This is a genomic window from Chitinophaga sp. (assembly GCF_036569185.1).
GTDB lineage: Bacteria > Bacteroidota > Bacteroidia > Chitinophagales > Chitinophagaceae > Chitinophaga.
Genome location: NZ_DATCRD010000354.1, coordinates 1 through 19,411 on the forward strand (window position 1 = coordinate 1; position 19,411 = coordinate 19,411).

Sequence of the window (19,411 nt, forward strand, 5' to 3'; positions counted from 1 at the left end):
GGCGCAGGGGCGGCTGCTGTACCAGCGGGCCCGGCAGCAGGGGAAGCCACAGGAGCCGTAGCTGCGGCAGTAGCTGCCCCCGGTGAACTGGTAACAGGCGTGTGGGCTGCAGGTGCCGCAGCCGCAGCAGGCGTATGGGCCACTCCGGTATTTCCGTTGGGAGAAGGCGTTGAAGATGGTGGCGGTGGGGTTTGGGCAACCGGCGTGGTCTGCACCGGCGCGGTCTGCACCGGTGCTGCCTGAACCGGCATTGTTTGTACCGGTGCCGTTTGAATTGACGGAGACTGCACTGTCTGCACCGGTGTTTTTGGTACCGGCGCTGCCACCGGTATATCTACAGTCAAACGGGGGCCCGCTGCAATACTTTCTGTAGTGGCAGGGGTACCAGTAATAGTTTTGGCGGTTACCGGCTGGGCGGCAGGCGCCCGCAGCTTTTGCGGCGGAGAACCATCAGCTACCAGCTTTTTTTTTGACACCTCCCCGTTACTGTCGTCACTCACCAGCGTTACTGCCTGTTGCAGGAAGCACAGCCTGATCAGTGCCATCTCTACATGCAAACGCTTGTTACGCGCCATGCGGTAATTGATCTCGGTTTCGTTCAGCAGGTGCAGGGCGGTGATCAGGTAAGCAGGACTTACCTGGCCCGACAGCTGTTTATAACGCTCTTTCAGGTTACCGGAAACCTCTACGAGATGAAGGGCCTTATCTTCTTTACATAACAACAGGTTACGCAAAAACTCCGCCCATCCGTTCAGGAAATTATCTCCTTCAAAACCCTTCTGTAGAATTTCATCAAATATAAGCAGGGCATTGGCTACATCCTGTTGCAGCACAGAAGCCATTACCCGGAAAAAATAATCGTAATCAAGGATGTTAAGGTGCTCCAGCGTATTCTGGTAGGTAAGATGACCGCTGGTAAAGCTTACGATCTTATCCAGCGTGCTTAAGGAGTCGCGCATACACCCATCGGTTTTTTGCGCTACCAGGTGGAGGGCATCGGTTTCTGCCTGGATATGTTCTTTGTTGCATATCTCCTGCAAATGATCTACTGTATCCTGTATGGTAATACGTTTGAAGTCGAAGATCTGGCAACGGCTCAGGATGGTCGGCAATATTTTGTGCTTTTCCGTAGTGGCCAGGATGAAGATCGCATAGGAAGGCGGTTCCTCCAGGGTTTTAAGAAAGGCATTGAAGGCCGAGGAACTGAGCATGTGTACCTCATCTATGATATAGATCTTGTATTTTCCTGCCTGCGGTGCAAAGCGCACCTGTTCCACCAGGGTGCGGATATCATCTACGGAGTTGTTGGAGGCAGCATCCAGTTCATGAATGTTGAATGAGCTGCCCTCGTTAAACGATTTGCAGGAATGACACTCATTACAGGCTTCCCCATCCGGCTGCAGGTTTTCGCAGTTAATGGTTTTAGCCAGGATGCGGGCACAAGTGGTTTTTCCTACCCCACGCGGCCCGCAAAAAAGGAAGGCATGCGCCAGCTGTTTATTGCGGATGGCATTTTTGAGCGTGGTGGTAATATGTGCTTGTCCAACTACTGTTGAAAAGTTTTGTGGACGGTATTTACGGGCTGAAACGATAAAATTCTCCATATGAGTGCTACGCTTTCGCGAGCGCCGAAAATACGCACAAATTCAGTAAGAGAAAAATGCGCAGCAGTAATGGCGCTTTAACGGGTGTTATTCCCCGGTTCCAATGATAAAATGAATTCCAGATATGCCTTTTTTAGTAATATGATGCTGTTGCTAAAATGTTCCATTGTAGCGGAACTGATTTCATGTAATTCCTGGATGGCTACATAGTCCGGCACCATATCCTGTACAAAAGAGCAATCGTGCTCATTGAATCGCTTTAATCTTTCTTCCATATCTTCCGGGAAATTCAGAAACAGCTTCTCCTGTTGCAGGGTTTCCATAATCATCCGGAAGCCCCGGCACCCGGCCGACAATTCATCAAACAGTGCCTGCAACGATTCCATTCCTTCCGCGCCGGAATTAAACAACAGGCTGATACAATGAATGATCCGGATCACCTGTTCATTCAACTGGTGGCCGGTTTGCTGGTACTGCAGGATCTGTGTGTATTTTTCCATCAGCAGAACGGCCGTAGCGGGACTGCGTTGCATGGCTATGCTGTAATGATATTGAAAGGCCCGCTGGTCGTGTTGTTGAAGCCATATTTCTTCGGCGGCAACATGTGCTGATAACATCCGGGCCAGCTGCCTGGCACGGGCTGCACTGTATTTTTGCCCGTCAAATTCAAAATAACTCGTCTGGAACTGGCCACTGCTGATGGCCTGCAGGGTTTCCGCATCCTGGCGATCGCGGTAAAAAGCCCGCATCCTTGCAATATTTTCAGGATGATAGAGGTCCTGTAAGCTGCCTGCCTTTATTTCCTCCTGGGTAAGCAGCCGGGTAAACTCCCCGTTAATGCCGGCAAATGGCCGGTTGTCGTAGTAGTCATTAAATGCTTTAGGATATTCGTATAACCGGTGGCGATGGGAAAGCTCCTCAATATAAGCCCCGGGCGTCATTTCGGTAAATGGCGCTTCGCCGGCATGCGTCGTAAAATTGTATACCAGCGAAGTCATATGCTCCTGTATACTTTCCGGCTCGTTAAACAGGTTCCAGGCGCTAATGCTAACAGGTTTGCACTGCACGGCTGCTGCCAGATAATGGGCTTCCCGCGCTTCCCGGGAAATATGCGAGGTCCATTGTTCCCGCAGCTGTACCCGGCTTTTAAGAAATGTCTGGAAATAATTGTCGGTAATAACCGGCAGCCCGGCGGTATCCAATGCCAGGTGGTTCTGGGTGGCGTGATACCGGATCATGGCACGCTGTGTCATAAAAATATTCGAAAAACGGAGGGCCCTTTCTGCAAGGTCCGGTAATTTATGAAAGCAATGATCCAGGCAATAACCGCCCATTTCCTGCCGTCGCAAACCGCTCACCGCCGTTTCTGTACTGGTAAGGCCTACCGCTACAGTATCTGCATAATGCTCCATTTCCCGGCTCAGCACCAGGTACTGCCGGTTAATAACAGCATATATTTTCCGCAACACATATTGCATTCCGTTCAGGATTCTTGTAGTGATATGCGCAAAAAAACTTAGCAGGCTGCTGCCCCTGCTCCAGCGTACTTCCATTTCATTCCAGCGGTCATTTTCATACAGCATGTTATACAGCATCTTGTTCAGCGCATAGATATAGCTGCCAAGTTTCATACTACGTTGAGAAAAATGCGCAAATTCATAAGCCAGCAGCATTTTGAACTCACTCACATTTACACTGTTGATCAATCCTAAACCAATTTCCAGGTTTTTCCCGGCAGGCCAGAATAAACTCAGGAAGCTCGGATGATAAAATACCGCGGTATTCATGTCAGGTACAATGAATATTTTTTTGGGAAAACTGATGCGCGTATCTTTTACCAGCTGCGTAATAAAATCAAATAAACGGGGATGATGATCCGGGAAGATCTGTGTACGGTAAGGATTAACTGCAGGCCGCTTATTAAACAGGAATTTTATAAGAAAAAACAAAACCATGCTACCCAGTAAAATAAAACTGAGCCCGGTGATGCCTGTACTCCAGGCCGGATAAGTGTGGAATAACATGATCCCTCCCCAGATACAGGCGATAGCCAGGGCAATGGCTGCAAATAATAGCACCACGTAAAGAATAAAGAACAACACAACGTAGCTGATGGCTTTCATTACTTGTTGCCTGAATAATAACGTAGGCTCAATAAGTGCCAGATCCGCATTATCAGGGCACTCAGGATATAAGTTGGTCATAACAAAATCATCAGGTTAGATACGATCGTAACGGCAAAAGGGATTTAAATGTAGATAATATCATAAAATTATTCATCTGCCAATAGCTATCATATACTAATATGGGGGATATTTAATCCCTGCTGTAACGGATCAACAGCAATTACTTTCAGTGTTATACATGGCTGATATATTATCCACACGGCCCGAAAAGTGCACTGGTTACCTGAAGCCAGCGCACTTTTTATTGTTAATAATACATTTATTTTTCCTGTCAGAGTATCGGGTGTCTTTTATAGGGAGCTGTACGGTCAAATAAATAGCGATAGGTGACCAGCCTGCGGGTAGGAACAGCGCCAAGGCTTTCCGCTACATTCTGCATTCTAGGGTTAAAATCACCCACCCATTGCATTTCATATTCTTCGTAATTCGACTTCCCTCCCTGTATTAATTTTGCACCTTCCACAATCATAAAGGCGTCTACACCTTTGCCCTGGAATTCAGGAACGATACCAAATATGATCCCCACCATTTTTTTGCAGTAGCCCGTTTGTTTCAACCACAGGAATTTCAGCTTTTGTAATAAGCCAAACTTGCCGTTCATATGCTTAATATACTGGTTCAGATCCGGCAGGTTCAGCCAGATGGCAATGGGATCTTCATTATGGTAAACAAACCAGGCAATTTTTTCATCCAGCAGGGGCTTCATCTGTTTAAACAATGCCAAAGCCTGCCCTTTTGCCATATCCTTACCTCCCATATGCTGTGCCCATGCCTTGTTGTACACAATACTAAAGGCTTCTGCAAAGCGCGCCAATTCATTTTTGCGGATATGCACAGCTTTGAACGCGGGATCAGCTGCAATGGCAGCATGCCGGCTGAAAAATTTCGGTTGCAGCTGGTCGCTTACCTTCATTCCGTAGCAGATCTGGTTGAAGAAAAGCCTGAAGCCGTACTCCTCAAATAAACGCACATAGTAAGGAGGATTGAAGTTCATACAATATAACGGCTCGTGAAAGCCTTCTGTGAGCAGCCCCCACCAGTTGTTCCGTTCCCCGAAATTAATAGGGCCATCCATGGCGCCCATTCCCCTTTCCTGCAGCCACTGCCTGGCGGTATCAAAAAGCAGGTTGGCGGCTTCCTGCTGATCTATACAATCAAAGAACCCCACGCCACCTACCGGGCATTCGTCTCCCTTCGTCTTATATTTCTTATTAACAAAAGCGGCGATCCTGCCGGCTAACCTGCCTTTGTCATCTTTTAAAATCCATCTGGTGCATTCGCCATGCCGGAATGCCTTGTTCTTTTCAGGATCAAAAACACTGTTAATATCCTTGTCCAGCGGCCTTATCCAACCAGGCACCTTCTTGTTTAATTCCACATGCACGTCGAGAAATTGCCGGGCCGTCTGTTCGTCATTTACAATAATCAATTGCATTGAAACCATTTGTACAAATGTAATAAAAATGCATTGGCATTATTTTTTCTCTTTTCCCCGGTATGAAAAGAAGCTATGTTTATCCCGCCATCCTGTTATTGCTTACCGTGGTGTTCAGCCTGGGGTACTGCCAGCAGCAACGTTATGTACGTAAGGTGCTGTCTGAAAACCAGCGCCTGTGGAACGAGAACCGGGATCTACGTAAAAGCCTTGACCAGTCGGGGGCCGTGTCCCGGCAAATTACCAACCACCAGGAGCTCCGGCAGCGGGTAGCCGGCCAGTTTATTGAGCGCCGGGCCTATTACCGCCGGAACTGGCAGCAATTTATTGCCGTTACCGCCGGCGATTACCGTACCGGGTTACTCGGAGGTATAAAAGATCTGGATATTATTGTAAGAAATCAAACGGAATATGCACTCGATAATGTGGTGGTGAGTGTAGCCTATATGCGCAACAACAATGAAGTTTTTAAAACAGAACGATATACTATCAGTAATATCCCTGAGAAGGGCACCCGTAGCATTGCAGCTTCCAACAGCCGCAAAGGCAGTAAGGTAGCTGTAAAGCTGGTGAGCATTACCAGCCAGGCTATGAACTTTTGCTGGGCAGCCGATAAGCCTGCTCCTGCCGGCAATCCTGATCCTTATGAATGTGTACCGTCTGTAAAGAATGACGCGGAATAAGCAGCTGCACCACACGGATAATCAGTAACTTCGCTGCATGATCCGGCTAATACCTACTACCATCGCCCATGAAGCGATAAAGGATTTATATGAAGAAGCTTTCCCCGAAGAGGAGAGAAGGCCCTGGGATCAGCAACTGATGCTGATGGTATCCGGAAAGTTACAGTTACTGCGTATTGAAAACGACGATACATTTGCCGGCTTTATATTTTTCTGGCGTCTTCCCGGGTTCAGTTTTATAGAACATTTTGCCATTCATCCCGGTGCAAGGGGCGGCGGAGCCGGTACACAGGTAATGCTGCAGATGGAAGATAAACTTGGAGGAATTGTACTGGAAGTGGAACCGCCTGTAACGGAGCAGGCTATACGTAGAATTGTTTTTTATGAGCGGCTCGGTTACCAGGCATTTGCAGAGCCCTATCACCAGCCTCCTTATTATCCCCAATATCCACCGCTGGAACTGCGCCTGATGCAGAAGGGATTGGCCACCGGCACAGCTACTTTTCAAACGGTAAGGGACAGATTATACAAATACGTTTATAACAAATAAAAAGTACGGATAACATACAAGGCATTAATGATGTAATCTCACAAACATCTTTGCCGTTGTAATCATCCGTACTTTCTTCTATATCCGCGGGTGGTTTATCCTACACGGGAAGGACGGTCACCCTGTTGTCTTTCCTGTGGTCTTTGCTGCTGCTGCTGCTGTATCCTCTGCTGTTGTTGTTGCTGTTGCTGCTCCCTTACCCTTTGTTGTTGTTGCTGCTGCTGTTGTTGCTGTTGTATCCTTTGCTGTTGCTGCTGCTGTTCTCTCTGTACCCTTTGCTGTTGCTGTTGCTGTTGCTGTTGTTGCTGCTGCTGTTGCTGTTGTATCCTTTGTTGTTGCTGTTGTTGTTCTCTTTGAACTCTTTGCTGTTGCTGTTGTTGTATCTGTTGTTGTTGCTGAACCCTCTGTTGTTGTTGCTGTTGTTCTCTCTGAACTCTTTGCTGTTGCTCCAGCTGCTGTTGCTGAATCCTCTGTTGCTGTTGCTGCTGTTGTATCTGTTGCTGTTCTGCAGTTCTGTCTGGCGTTATCCTCGACGGCCTGTTAAAGTTGCCCGGGTTATTGTTGTTATTGGCGGGGTTCACAGGTTGTGTGGTACCTGTTCTTACCCTTCCGCTATTATTGCCCGGGAAATTATTCCCGTTATTGTTATTAACCGGTTGGTTCACTTCACCAGGGCGTACCCTGTTACCACCGTTATTAATGTTGCCTGGCTGAGGAGCCGTATTTCCGGGTGTAACACGGCCGGGCCGGTCGTTGTTATTAATAACGGATTGCACTGGTCTTGTACGGTCCACTTCACGTCCTCTCTGGATGGCCGCGGCATCCGGGCGGTAAATCCGTAACTGGTTATTTTCAACCCTGCCACCGATTGGTCTGCTGGTGTTTTCCACTCTCACAGGGCGTATTGCCTGGCCTGAATAACGTTGTACCTCATTGGCGCTCGGACCTGCATATACCCTTCTTCCGCCGTAATTATTGGTGTTATTGATAACAGTGGTGTTGTTAATAATAGTCACGTTCCTGCTGTTGTTAACGTAGTAGTTGTTAATCCGCGGACTGTTAATGTACTGCCTTGGTACAAACGCCCAGTAACTGGCCGGTGCATTATAGGTATACTGTGGCCCCATTGGCGCCCATCCATAGTAGTCGCCGCCGGTTCTCCAGCTCACCCATGCCGGGCCCCAGTCGTATCCTGGTACCCACATCCATCCCTGGAAGTCGTCATATAACCAACGGCCATAGTGGAACGCTGCCCAACCCCATGCGAAATCAGATGCCCAGGTCCAGCCGTAATCGGTGTATACCCAGTGTCCGTTTGTATAATAAGGCCTGAAATCCGGGCCTGCATTAGGGATCCACACCCTGTCGTACCCGGGGTAGCTTACCCATCGGCCATAAGGACTCAGTTCGTCGTAAAAAGAAATAGATCCGCTCACCTGTACCTGCGGTCCGCTGGCATAGGAAGAGCCATATTGATCATCGTATGCAGGTGCATATGTAGATGCACAGCTGCTGACGAAAAAGCCCAAAAATAAAAGTGATATTCCTGTATGTTTTAATAAAATGTTCATAACTCCTGTTTTTTAGTCCTGTAGGTGTTGTTTTTGTAAGACCCTGGAGATGTAATGAATGCTTTGTAAAGATTGTCTTTATATCAACAAGCATTTTTAAATGGTTTGTCAAAAAGTATTAGAAGGCGGAATCATTTTAAATTGTTAAAGGATTATGTTAAAATTTTTATAACGCTTTGCTGCAGTTACAGCGCTATATATACAGTAAGACAAAAATGATTCCAAATTCGCAACCGCTGTAAGAGCTTGCATTCCAGCGGATAAGAGAAGCACGTACGGAATAATAAAATATTCCTGTAATATTCCATCGGTTGCATTGATGCATATCTGTTCTTTAACTGGAAATTCCGCTGTGCAGTCGTTGTATTTGGTATGTTTTTATAAGGACATTTCCGGTGCAGAATAGAAGGTGCATCTGTGAGAAAAGCAGAAGGGGAAAGGAATTGGGACGAAACGATTTTTGTTTGGGAAGATGTAGCGCAGAAGAATTAATAAGCGGGAGTAAATAAAATGCCGGGGTGAAAGCCCCGGCATTTTGTACTTACACGGTGTATTCACCCACTTTAGTGCCGTCGTCTTTCAGCATGGTGAGCACCAGTTTCTGCTGATCGGCTTTTATTTTTATCAGTGTACGATAACCATCTTTAGGGCCGCCGCCAATAATAAGCGGGTACTCATGTTCCCCTTTTACAGGCGCATACACGCCGTATTTGTGGGTATGCCCGCAAATAAGAATATCAATTTTATGTTTGTTAAACAGGCCGCCAAACAGCTCACGGCAATGCTTCACACCATGCCAGTCGCCGGAGTGGTAATGCGGAATATGCATCATCACAACTTTATGCTTTGCCTTTCTGAAAGCAGGGCTTTGCAGTTGCTGCTCCAGCCAGCGGGCCTGTTGCTCACGGTAGGCGTCAAAATCAACGATGCCGGCATATACAGGGTGTTCATCTTCTTTATCTTCTCCCGTATCCAGCACAATGGCTGATACAGGGCCTATGTTAAAGGTGAAATAATTATTATGGCCGGGATTGTCGAAGTACTGATGCCATTCCCTGGCGTATTTCCCGCGGGTTTCGTGGTTGCCGCGTACATACATGAACGGCGTTTGTGTGGAAAAGGTATCGCCGCAGGGGGTGAGCATATGGTCAATGATCTGTTGCTCATCCGACTGGTAATCGAATACATCCCCGTTAAAAAACACGAAATCATAAGGATCATCGCCATTCAGCTTCATCAGGTGGGGAATGGAAGCCGGGCGGTCATGGATATCGTTAATGATCACCCAGGACACTTCCTTTTTCTGTGGATCAGGCGCTGTAAAGGTATAGGTAGCGCTTTCTATGGTATCGCCATAGGTGAGTTTATAAGGCTCAAACGACACAATATCTTTTGAGCACACCTTGTAGCTGTATTTTTTACCTGGCTCCAGCTGGTCCAGTTCTATGCGGTGCAGGCGGTTATTGGCATCTACCAGCCCGTTCGTGACCCGGTGGGCTTTTTTATCGAGCTGCCCGCCTGTTCCGTATTCCACCCAGCTGTAGCAGGGGCGGCTGGTAAGCCACATCACTGAAATGGTATGCGGGCCTGGATATTGAAGGTAAGGTTTACACAGGAAGGCATGTTCAGGTGCTGCTGTGGGGGCAGTTTCCGGTACTATGCCAGCTTTGGCCGCGGCCGGTACAATGCCGGAAATGCCCAGTAATCCTGCTTTGGAAAGGTTGCCAAGGAATGATCTCCTGGATTGTTCACTGTTTGATTTTATCATATTTATTATATTGTATATATCAGGATAGCGATTAAAAATAGCAAAGGAATTAAGAAAAGGAAGCTATTTTTATATGAATGGCGCCCGTAGCTTCACGTTATTTATGAATAATGAAAAAATATAATTTGACAGACTCCGCTTTGCATTGCCGGGAGATAAAACTTTGCTAATGATAAAATAGGCGAAAAATGCGGTGGGAAAAGGTTTTTTTTCGTCGTTAGCGTTTTGATTTTCATCCATTAACTCTTACCTTTGCGGCAAATTTGGGAACTGTACGCTATAAATTGCTGCCGTTTTTAAACTATTACATTTTAGTATTTTTATAAACCTCTTTAAAAATATGCCTAACACAGGTAAGATCAAACAAATAATCGGTCCCGTGGTGGACGTGCACTTTGATGACAAATTGCCCGAAATCTACAGCGCATTGGAAATTACCCGCGAAAATGGTCAGAAAGTAGTATTGGAAGTACAGCAGCACCTGGGTGAAGACAGTGTTCGTACAGTGGCGATGGACTCCACAGACGGTATGGTTCGTGGCATGACCGTAGTTGATAAAGGCGCGCCTATTAAAATGCCAATTGGCGACCAGGTTAAAGGACGTTTGTTCAATGTGGTAGGTGAAGCAATTGACGGCTTGGGTGATATCGATGCTTCAAACGGTTATCCCATCCACCGTGAACCGCCTAAATTTGAGGATCTCGCTACTGAAACAGAAGTACTGTTCACTGGTATCAAGGTAATCGACCTCATCGAACCATATGCAAAAGGTGGTAAGATCGGTTTGTTCGGTGGTGCCGGTGTGGGTAAAACAGTATTGATCCAGGAACTGATCAACAATATCGCAAAAGGTTACGAAGGTTTGTCCGTATTCGCCGGTGTAGGTGAACGTACCCGTGAAGGGAATGATCTGATGCGCGAAATGATCGAAGCAAACATCGTTAAATACGGTGATAAGTTTAAAGAATCAATGGAACACGGCGACTGGGATGTTACCGCTGTTGATAAAGAATTACTGAAACAATCACAGGCTACGTTTGTGTTTGGCCAGATGAACGAACCACCGGGAGCCCGTGCGCGTGTTGCCCTGTCCGGTTTAACACTGGCAGAATATTTCCGTGATGGAGATGGTTCTGCAGGTGGTGGTAGAGATATCCTCTTCTTCGTAGATAACATCTTCCGTTTCACTCAGGCAGGTTCTGAAGTATCCGCACTGTTAGGCCGTATGCCTTCTGCGGTGGGTTACCAGCCAACCCTGGCTACTGAAATGGGTCTGATGCAGGAACGTATCACCTCCACTAAGAATGGTTCCATCACTTCCGTACAGGCCGTTTACGTACCTGCGGATGACTTAACGGATCCGGCTCCGGCAACTACCTTCTCCCACCTGGATGCTACCACCGTATTGGATCGTAAAATCTCCGATCTTGGTATCTACCCTGCTGTGAGCCCGCTGGACTCTACCTCCCGTATCCTCACACCTGCTATCGTAGGTGAAGCTCACTATAACTGCGCACAACGTGTGAAAATGATCCTGCAACGCTATAAAGAGCTCCAGGATATCATCGCCATCCTTGGTCTGGATGAACTGAGCGACGAAGATAAGCTGACAGTATCCCGTGCACGTCGTGTACAACGTTTCCTGTCACAGCCTTTCCACGTAGCAGAACAGTTTACCGGTCTGAAAGGTGTACTGGTGCCTATCGAAGAAACCATCCGTGGCTTTAACATGATCATGGACGGTGAAGTAGATGAGTATCCGGAAGCAGCCTTCAACCTGGTTGGTAACATCGAAGCAGCTATCGAAAAAGGTAAGAAATTACTGGAAGCAGCCAATAACTAATTAAGTCAATGATCCCGGTACTGCCGGGGTCATTACCCTTCACCATTTACGATCATAACATGCTATTAGAAGTATTAACACCTGAAAGAAAAATATATGCCGGAGAAGTGTACGGAGTACAGCTGCCGGGCATTGACGGTTCTTTTGAAATACTGGATAAACATGCGCCATTAATTGCAGCCCTCGGAAATGGTAAAATGAAAGTGCTGAAAGATAAAGCTCACTCCGAGTTTTTTACCATCAGCGGCGGATTCGTGGAAGTGTTGCGCAATAAGGCTACCGTACTCGTAGAAGGCGCTGTAGCAGTGGAAAAATAAAGCATACCAGCAAAAAATATAATAACCGGGCCGGGTAAGAATACCCGGCCTTCGTTTTGTCCTAACTATTCCAATCTTAGATGACCCGGTGATGGACAGGATTGCCCACCGGGATTTCCTCTCTATTCATTATGTACAATACATTACCGGTACGGCTATACGAGATATCCGCAGTAACTACATGTACATCAATAGACAACCCTATCAAGGCTGTATATATTACCTAATGAATATGCCTTTGACGATAATCAGTTAGTGATCAGGTAAAATTCTGGTATCGGTCTACAGAAGGAGCAAAAAATTTCATGGGTTTTGCCTTCATAGGTGTATCTTATCGGTTATTTTACTTACCTGAAAACGGGCTATGTAGCTGGTTTTACCTACCAATTACTTTAGCAAGATATTTAATTTGTTTTAAATAAACAGCATTCATCCTGTTCATTTTCCACTTTAAATAACAGGCCCGGCCGATGTTGTTCTTTTTCAGAATATTACCGCTAATTTAAGGAAGGATCAATTGGGTAGTTTGCCATCATGGCAAAGGTACTGCCAAGATTTTTAAGGGATTGCTGCCATATTTGCTGCTCCCTGCGCTCAAATATCAGTGAAGTATCGGTATCTGACAATATCCAGGATTTATCCTTCACCTCCTCATCCAGCTGCCCCTCAGTCCAGCCGGAATAACCAATAAAGAATTTCACCCTGTTAGGCTCCAGTAAGCCCTTATTGATGGCATCCACCACCTGGTCAAATTTACCTCCCCAGAACACACCAGGCAATATCTCCTGCCCGCCGCTGATCAGCTCCGGATGCCGGTGCACAAAATGAATGGTATCCATCTGTACAGGACCGCCATAGTAAACAGGAATATTATTGATCAATACCTCTGGCACAAGATCACTAAGCGTTTGATCAAACAACTTGTTGATCACAAAACCAAAACTGCCTTTTTCCTGGTATTCACAAAGAAGTACTACCGTGCGCGCAAAATTCGGATCTTTCAAAAATGGATCAGCTATCAGCAAAATGCCGGGCGACAAAGTTACCATAGACAAACAATTTTATAGCCTGTTCAAATTTAACTAAATGATTGAATAGTAAAGAAAAAAGAAAAAGTGGGGAAAATAAAAAAAGGAGGCTAGAAAACCTCCTTACCATTTTATCAACCAAAATCTAAATCGCTTATGGAACGAATCCACATCGATGTATGTAGAAAGTTTAATTACTTTGTTATGATCCTTAACTAATCAAATTTAGTACCAGATTCTGAAGCAAAGGTAAGGAAAGAAGCATTAATAAAATCAGCAACACCCAGTTAAAATTACGTTAAAGTGATATTGTATTGCGGAGATTACGCACAGAGGCAGGATCCGCTCTGGAATTTTGTATCATAGTTGCTATAGCAAACATCTTTTTTAACATATTTTAATATTTCTATGCGCTTATCTTTGAGATAATTAAAGCCTGATAAAACTTACATGATACCACTGAAGAAGATTTTCCCCGTTATCGTCGTCCTGATCACACTGTCGCTGCTCGGCATTATCTATATCCAGGTCAGTTGGATCAGGAGTGCCGTTCTTATCAAACAGGAACAGCTTTTTCAGCGCGCTATCAACATGACCAATGATGTGTACAACGATATGATGTACCGCCGTCAGGCTGCAGTGATGTTTAAGCTGGATGCCAAAGAGCCCCCCAGCACCAAAGGATTCAACCTGGATATTAACCGCGTGCCTTACCAGCCACCGGCAGTGAGCGACTTTTTCACCGTACAGGAAGTGAGGCGTTGCATCCAGTCCAATATGAGGAAAAATCACCTCGATTCTACCAACTTCGAGTTCGCCATCCTCGGGATCGTGCCCGGATCGGACCTGGCCAATATCAAGATGCAATCTGCCGGCTTTGTGCAGATGTATCATAAAAGCGAAGAAGACAGCCTGAAAAGGATCAACAACTATAAAGTACAGGTAATCAACCTTACGGAACAGAATGATTTCAGCCCCAGGGTGGAACGGCTTGTAATTGTAATGCCTGCCGACGACTCCGTGGCCAAACAGTTAGGGATCATGATCTCCGGCGGGGTGCTGTTTACCATGATCATTATCACCGCCTTTGCGCTTACCATCCGCACCCTGCTTAACCAGAAAAAGCTCTCGGAAATAAAATCCGACTTTATCAATAACATGACCCACGAACTGAAAACACCACTGGCTACTATTTCACTGGCCATTGATGCCATCAGGAATGAGAAAGTCATGTCAAAACCGGAAAAAATCCAGTATTTCTCCGGGATCATCAAGGAAGAAAACAAACGGATGAACAAACAGGTGGAAAGCATCCTGCAATCTGCCCTCCTGGAGAAAGATGAAATCGCCCTGAAACTGCAGGCAACAGATGTGCATCACGTGATTGAAAATACGGCTAACAACCTGCAGCTGCAGCTGGCTGCCAAAAACGGTTCGGTAAGCCTCCAGCTGGATGCTATCAACCCCGTTATCATGGCAGATGATGTTCACTTCTCCAACCTCATCTTCAACCTGATGGATAACGCGATCAAATATTCCAATGATCAGCTGGAGATAAGAATTCAGACCTATAACACCCGTAAGAGCCTGTTCATCGTAATCGCCGACAACGGTATCGGTATGAGCCGCGATACTATTTCACGTATCTTTGAGAAGTTTTACCGCGCACATACCGGCAATGTACATAACGTGAAAGGTTTCGGCCTAGGGCTCACTTATGTTAAAGCCATTGTGGACGCACATAAAGGAAAAATTAAAGTGGAAAGCGTGGTAGGCAAAGGCAGTAAATTTACCCTCGAATTTCCACAGGAATTAGATAAAGGCTAAAGCATATGATACTGAGCGAAAAAGAAATACAGCATTTTAAAAATCCTATTGCCGTTCCGGGCCTGGGCATCACCATGCAGGAAAAACTGAAAGAAGCCCGCGTACTGGTGGTGGGCGCCGGCGGACTGGGAAGCCCGGTGGTTCAATATCTCAGCGCCAGCGGGGTAGGAGTGATCGGTATTGCAGACTATGGGGTGATCAATGATGAAGACATGCACCGGCAACCCATCTACCAGATGCAGGATATCCGCAAGCACAAAGCGAAAATGGCTGCCAGCCGTTTGTGGGCTATCAACCCGTATACAAAACATTATCCCATTCTCATGCAGGTAAAACCAGAAAGCATCAACATGATGCTGGTGGGTTTTGACCTTGTGATCGACTGTACCCAGCATTTGCCCACCCACCTGGTGATCAACGATGCCTGCCTGGTGCACAACAAGCCTTTTATTACCGGGGAAGTACATAACTGGATGGCCTGGTTCGCCGGCTTTAATATGCCCATGCCGGATGGTACTACCTCCGCTTCTTACCGTTGTGCATTGCCACTCACGGAAGAATACCGCAATTTTGATGCAGGCGCGCTCGGCGTTACCCATGGCGCTCTCGGCACCCAGATCGTTTGCGAAGTGATCAAATACCTGATCGGCGTTCCGCTGGGGATTGCCGGTAAATTCTATGGCATCGACTACCTGCATAACCAAACCATTGTGCAGGACCTGCAACCTGATACCGCTTTGATTGACAGCACCCGTGCTGCCGGCGTCCTCTCCGCAGAAGAATATGGCCTGGAAATCGTTCCCGATGTGGAGGATTAACCTGTTGCCCGCCTTCGGCGGGGAAATTGTCTTGGAGCAGGATTACGCTGATTATACTGATTAGTTTGATTTTGTTTTTTATTGATTTTTTATAAAAGATTAAGGGAGATATAAGCTGATTCGCTTTTATCTCCCTTAATTTTTCTAAAAACTAAAATCAAACTAATCAGTATAATCAGCGTAATCAGCGTTCCAAGACAATTTAAATCGCCGGAGGCGATCACTTCGCTTCAGCCAACACCGTTTTGGCGCCTATCTTCAGCTCATGCTTCACGCCAAGTTTAAGCGAATAGTTAGCTGCCTGGTGCCCGCTGGGGAACCCAAAGCAAACGGGGAAATCGTACTCCTGGACCAGGTTACTGATAATCTCATACTCGGATTGCCCGAATGGCGTATCCGTTTCCTGCCCATCTGTGAAAGCGCCTACCACAAGCCCTGCGAGGTGATCAAGCCAGCCGGCGCGTTTGAGGTTATACATCATACGGTCTACATTATACCGGTATTCACCGATATCTTCCAGCAGCAGGATCTTTCCTTTCGTATTGATCTGCGATGGCGTACCTGAAAGGTTGGCGAGGATAGACAAATTACCGCCCACCAGTATGCCGGTGGCTTTTCCTTCCCTGTTCAGCGGATGAGCCGGTGCGGAATAGCGGTAAACCTTGCCCCGCAAGGCAGCCGCCAGGCTTTCAGTATATTCATTATCAACCGTGGCAGGAGTAATACCGCTGCACATCATGGAATGCAGGGTGGCAATACCAAAGCGCCGCTGTACATGCGCATGCAGCGTGGTAATATCGCTGTAGCCGCAAAGCCATTTGGGATGTTTCCGGAAACGGGTGAAATCCAGTTTATCTATGATGCACACCATGCCATAACCACCACGGCCAAATATTATCGCTTTTATTTCAGGGTCATTCAGCATATCCTGCAACTCTTCCAGCCGCAGCTCATCGGGCGCGGAGAAATTGTGAAAGCTGGTGCCCACCGTAATACCGAGATGTACCCGGTAGCCCCAGGAAGTGAGTACGCCACGCGCATACTCCGCCGCCTGCAGATCCATTTTGCTGCTGGAGCAGGTAATTCCGATCAGATCGCCTTTTTTCAAATATGGCGGAATTTTTACCATTGTTCCTTTTGTTTACCTTTGCAGATTAGTTAGCGTAAATTCATTCTTTTTTCGCCGACTAAGGTGATAAATTGTTATGGTGATTCCAAAAACAATCATCGATTTAAAGTTTATTTAAGCATTCGTTAAGAGAATATGGCAAAATTTAATAGATATTTAATAACTGCGGCGTTACCGTATGCCAATGGCCCGGTGCACATCGGACACCTTGCCGGCTGCTATCTGCCTGCAGATATTTACGTACGTTATTTACGCGCAAAGAAAGCAGATGTAAAATTTGTTTGCGGTACAGATGAGCACGGAGTTCCCATCACCATCAAAGCAATGAAGGAAGGTGTAAGCCCCCAGGATGTTGTAGATAAATACCATAAAGTGATAGGCGACAGCTTTGCTGCCATGGGCATTTCCTTCGACATTTTTGCCCGCACCAGCGCCCCTGTACACCATCAGACCTCACAGGACTTTTTCCTGAAGATGTATAATGATGGCCTTTTTGAAGAAAAAGAAAGCGAACAGTTTTTTGATCCGGAGAAAGAAATGTTCCTGGCCGACAGGTACATTATAGGCACCTGCCCCAACTGTGGTAACGATAAAGCCTATGGCGACCAGTGCGAGCGCTGTGGCAGAACATTGAGCCCCGATGAACTCATTAACCCGCACTCTGCACTGAGCAATGCACCACTGGTGAAAAAGAAAACCAAACACTGGTACATGCCGCTGCAGAATTATGAGCCATGGCTGAAGGAATATATCATCGACGGTCATAAAGAGTGGAAGAATAACGTATATGGTCAGTGCAAAAGCTGGCTGGACAGCGGGCTGCAAAGTCGCGCTATGACCCGCGACAGTAACTGGGGCATCAAGGTACCCCTGCCTGATGCAGAAGGAAAAGTATTGTATGTATGGTTTGATGCGCCCATCGGTTATATCTCCGCTACAAAGGAACTGACCGAGAACTGGGCGGATTACTGGTGTAAAGACGATACCAAACTGGTGCACTTCATTGGTAAAGACAATATCGTTTTCCACTGTATCATTTTCCCGGCCATGCTGAAAGCGCACGGCGGATTTGTATTGCCCGATAATGTACCGGCCAACGAGTTCCTGAATATTGAAGGGGAAAAAGTGTCCACCTCCCGTAACTGGGCAGTTTGGGTAAACGATTATATCCAGGACTTCCCCGATCAGCAGGATGTATTGCGCTACGTATTATGCGCTACCGCACCGGAAACAAAGGATAACGATTTCACCTGGAAAGATTTCCAGGATCGTAATAACAATGAGCTGGTGGCCGTATTTGGCAACTTCGTAAACCGCGCTATGGTGCTGATGCACAAATTGTGCGGTGGAAAAGTGCCGCCGCTGCACCCTGAGTTTATCAACGACGGTGATACGGAAATGCTGAAAGAATTTGCGCTGGCGAAAGAGAAGATAGAAACCAGTATCGAAACCTACCGCTTCCGGGAAGCATTGTCTGAAGTGATTGAATTTGCCCGTAAAGGCAACCAGTACCTTCAGAAGAATGAGCCCTGGATCCTGGCCAGCGTACTTGATAAGCTGAAGACAGGGGAACAGCATCCGAAATACCCGCAGTATGAAGAGAAAGATATCCCATTTTTACAGGGACGTATCGACATCTGCCTGCACATCGCATTGCAGATGACAGCTAACCTGGCCATCTTCTCTCATCCGTTCCTGCCGTTTACGGCCAAAAAGATCTGTCACATGCTGAAGGTGGTAGACCGTATGCTGGAATGGGATAATGCGGGCAGCGATAAACTGCTCAGCGTGGGCTACTCCCTGCGTCCGCCTGAATTGTTGTTCAAACAGGTGGAAAATGAACAGGTAACTGCACAGGTGGAAAAACTCCATGCCGGTTTAAAACAGGCGCTGGATGCAACTGCAGCAGCTGCTCCTGCTGTAGAGGAAACACCGCCTGCCCCTGCAAAACCCGAAATTCAATACGATGATTTCGCTAAACTCGACCTGCGTGTAGGCACCATCCTGCAAGCGGAGAAAGTGGCCAAAGCAGATAAATTACTGAAACTGCTGGTAGATATTGGTACCGAACAACGTACTGTTGTTTCCGGTATTGCTATGCACTTCAGCCCGGAAGATATTGTAGGTAAACAGGTAACACTGGTGGCCAACCTGGCCCCCCGCAAAATGCGCGGCATCGAAAGCCAGGGCATGATCCTCATGGCGGAAGATAACGGGAAGCTCATTTTCGTGAACCCTGCCGAAGCGGTAAAACCAGGCAGCGGAGTAAGCTGAAACCTTGCGGGGTACAGCGTTTCCGCTTCAAGTCCACCTCACCTCCGCATTAACACCATGTCCCGTGCAGGGATACTGCAGGTGTAAAGCAAGTGTACACCGGGTGCAAGGCATTATTAATAAGGGAGATATACGCAGATCTATTTGCATATATCTCCCTTCATCTTTATAAAAATCCAAAGAACAAAAATCAAGGTAATCAGTATAATCAGCGTAATCAGTGTTCCAAGACAAATTCCGCATCGCCGAAGGCGATCCTATATGTAGCTTCCCTCAATTGTTAAGCTCCCCCCAATTTTATCCGTCTTTACAAAAAAGTATTATAGAAATCGTGTGCGCCCTGATGGTGGAACTCCAAAAAATGCTAAATTCAGGGAT

14 protein-coding genes are annotated in these 19,411 nt (G+C 46.7%); 7 read left to right on the top strand and 7 right to left on the bottom strand.

Annotated features, from left to right (window positions below; translation table 11 throughout):
- The 3 genes from VIM72_RS26855 to VIM72_RS26865 form a co-directional block, all read right to left on the bottom strand.
- On the bottom strand, positions 1-1,604 hold a 1,604-nt coding region (locus VIM72_RS26855), incomplete at its 3' end, for a DNA polymerase III subunit gamma/tau (RefSeq protein ID WP_332005899.1).
- A 77-nt stretch (positions 1,605-1,681) separates the two neighbouring features.
- Positions 1,682-3,808, bottom strand: a complete 2,127-nt coding sequence (locus VIM72_RS26860) for a M48 family metallopeptidase (protein ID WP_332005900.1) — start codon at positions 3,806-3,808, stop codon at positions 1,682-1,684.
- A gap of 253 nt (positions 3,809-4,061) precedes the next feature.
- Positions 4,062-5,225: a hypothetical protein gene (locus VIM72_RS26865; RefSeq protein WP_332005901.1), complete on the bottom strand. Its 1,164-nt coding sequence runs from the start codon at positions 5,223-5,225 to the stop codon at positions 4,062-4,064.
- Positions 5,226-5,287: 62 nt separating this feature from the next.
- Between VIM72_RS26865 and VIM72_RS26870 the strand changes: the two genes are divergently transcribed.
- Both VIM72_RS26870 and VIM72_RS26875 read left to right on the top strand, forming a co-directional pair.
- A complete protein-coding gene (locus VIM72_RS26870) occupies positions 5,288-5,908 on the top strand; it encodes a hypothetical protein (RefSeq protein ID WP_332005902.1) in 621 nt (206 codons plus the stop codon).
- Positions 5,909-5,945: 37 nt separating this feature from the next.
- Positions 5,946-6,458, top strand: coding sequence for a GNAT family N-acetyltransferase (locus VIM72_RS26875; RefSeq protein ID WP_332005903.1), 513 nt, complete (start codon positions 5,946-5,948; stop codon positions 6,456-6,458).
- Between the two features lie 95 nt (positions 6,459-6,553).
- Here VIM72_RS26875 and VIM72_RS26880 read toward each other — a convergent pair whose 3' ends face one another.
- Both VIM72_RS26880 and VIM72_RS26885 read right to left on the bottom strand, forming a co-directional pair.
- The gene (locus VIM72_RS26880) at positions 6,554-8,029 is read right to left on the bottom strand and encodes a DUF6600 domain-containing protein (RefSeq protein ID WP_332005904.1); all 1,476 of its coding nucleotides are present in this window, start codon (positions 8,027-8,029) and stop codon (positions 6,554-6,556) included.
- A gap of 541 nt (positions 8,030-8,570) precedes the next feature.
- Positions 8,571-9,797, bottom strand: a complete 1,227-nt coding sequence (locus VIM72_RS26885; protein ID WP_332005905.1) for a metallophosphoesterase family protein — start codon at positions 9,795-9,797, stop codon at positions 8,571-8,573.
- Between the two features lie 340 nt (positions 9,798-10,137).
- On the opposite strand from VIM72_RS26885, the gene atpD reads away from it, so the two are divergent.
- Both atpD and atpC read left to right on the top strand, forming a co-directional pair.
- Positions 10,138-11,640 (top strand): F0F1 ATP synthase subunit beta, encoded by a 1,503-nt coding sequence (gene atpD, locus VIM72_RS26890; RefSeq protein ID WP_332005906.1) that lies wholly within the window; start codon positions 10,138-10,140, stop codon positions 11,638-11,640.
- Positions 11,641-11,648: 8 nt separating this feature from the next.
- Positions 11,649-11,957 (top strand): ATP synthase F1 subunit epsilon, encoded by a 309-nt coding sequence (atpC, locus tag VIM72_RS26895; RefSeq protein ID WP_332005907.1) that lies wholly within the window; start codon positions 11,649-11,651, stop codon positions 11,955-11,957.
- Between the two features lie 497 nt (positions 11,958-12,454).
- Here atpC and VIM72_RS26900 read toward each other — a convergent pair whose 3' ends face one another.
- Complete coding sequence (locus tag VIM72_RS26900) at positions 12,455-13,006, bottom strand: YqgE/AlgH family protein (protein ID WP_332005908.1); 552 nt, start codon at positions 13,004-13,006, stop codon at positions 12,455-12,457.
- A gap of 429 nt (positions 13,007-13,435) precedes the next feature.
- Between VIM72_RS26900 and VIM72_RS26905 the strand changes: the two genes are divergently transcribed.
- Positions 13,436-14,812 (top strand): HAMP domain-containing sensor histidine kinase, encoded by a 1,377-nt coding sequence (locus VIM72_RS26905; protein ID WP_332005909.1) that lies wholly within the window; start codon positions 13,436-13,438, stop codon positions 14,810-14,812.
- A gap of 5 nt (positions 14,813-14,817) precedes the next feature.
- Positions 14,818-15,630: a HesA/MoeB/ThiF family protein gene (locus VIM72_RS26910; protein WP_332005910.1), complete on the top strand. Its 813-nt coding sequence runs from the start codon at positions 14,818-14,820 to the stop codon at positions 15,628-15,630.
- A gap of 220 nt (positions 15,631-15,850) precedes the next feature.
- Here the strand turns inward: VIM72_RS26910 and VIM72_RS26915 are convergent, their stop codons facing one another.
- On the bottom strand, positions 15,851-16,738 hold the full coding sequence (locus VIM72_RS26915; protein WP_332005911.1) for an LD-carboxypeptidase: 888 nt from the start codon (positions 16,736-16,738) through the stop codon (positions 15,851-15,853).
- 156 nt (positions 16,739-16,894) lie between these two features.
- Between VIM72_RS26915 and metG the strand changes: the two genes are divergently transcribed.
- Complete coding sequence (metG, locus tag VIM72_RS26920) at positions 16,895-19,033, top strand: methionine--tRNA ligase (RefSeq protein ID WP_332005912.1); 2,139 nt, start codon at positions 16,895-16,897, stop codon at positions 19,031-19,033.
- The last annotated feature ends 378 nt before the right edge of the window (positions 19,034-19,411 follow it).

What these genes read in the sequence shown, in the direction of transcription:
- VIM72_RS26860 (WP_332005900.1), bottom strand. Translation starts at nt 3,808, where the DNA reads ATGACCAACTTATATCCTGAGTGCCCTGATAATGCGGATCTGGCACTT.
- VIM72_RS26900 (WP_332005908.1), bottom strand. Translation starts at nt 13,006, where the DNA reads ATGGTAACTTTGTCGCCCGGCATTTTGCTGATAGCTGATCCATTTTTG.
- VIM72_RS26910 (WP_332005910.1), top strand. Translation starts at nt 14,818, where the DNA reads ATGATACTGAGCGAAAAAGAAATACAGCATTTTAAAAATCCTATTGCC.
- metG (WP_332005912.1), top strand. Translation starts at nt 16,895, where the DNA reads ATGGCAAAATTTAATAGATATTTAATAACTGCGGCGTTACCGTATGCC.
- VIM72_RS26885 (WP_332005905.1), bottom strand. Translation starts at nt 9,797, where the DNA reads ATGATAAAATCAAACAGTGAACAATCCAGGAGATCATTCCTTGGCAAC.
- VIM72_RS26905 (WP_332005909.1), top strand. Translation starts at nt 13,436, where the DNA reads ATGATACCACTGAAGAAGATTTTCCCCGTTATCGTCGTCCTGATCACA.
- VIM72_RS26865 (WP_332005901.1), bottom strand. Translation starts at nt 5,225, where the DNA reads ATGCAATTGATTATTGTAAATGACGAACAGACGGCCCGGCAATTTCTC.
- VIM72_RS26870 (WP_332005902.1), top strand. Translation starts at nt 5,288, where the DNA reads ATGAAAAGAAGCTATGTTTATCCCGCCATCCTGTTATTGCTTACCGTG.
- atpD (WP_332005906.1), top strand. Translation starts at nt 10,138, where the DNA reads ATGCCTAACACAGGTAAGATCAAACAAATAATCGGTCCCGTGGTGGAC.
- atpC (WP_332005907.1), top strand. Translation starts at nt 11,649, where the DNA reads ATGATCCCGGTACTGCCGGGGTCATTACCCTTCACCATTTACGATCAT.
- VIM72_RS26880 (WP_332005904.1), bottom strand. Translation starts at nt 8,029, where the DNA reads ATGAACATTTTATTAAAACATACAGGAATATCACTTTTATTTTTGGGC.
- VIM72_RS26875 (WP_332005903.1), top strand. Translation starts at nt 5,946, where the DNA reads ATGATCCGGCTAATACCTACTACCATCGCCCATGAAGCGATAAAGGAT.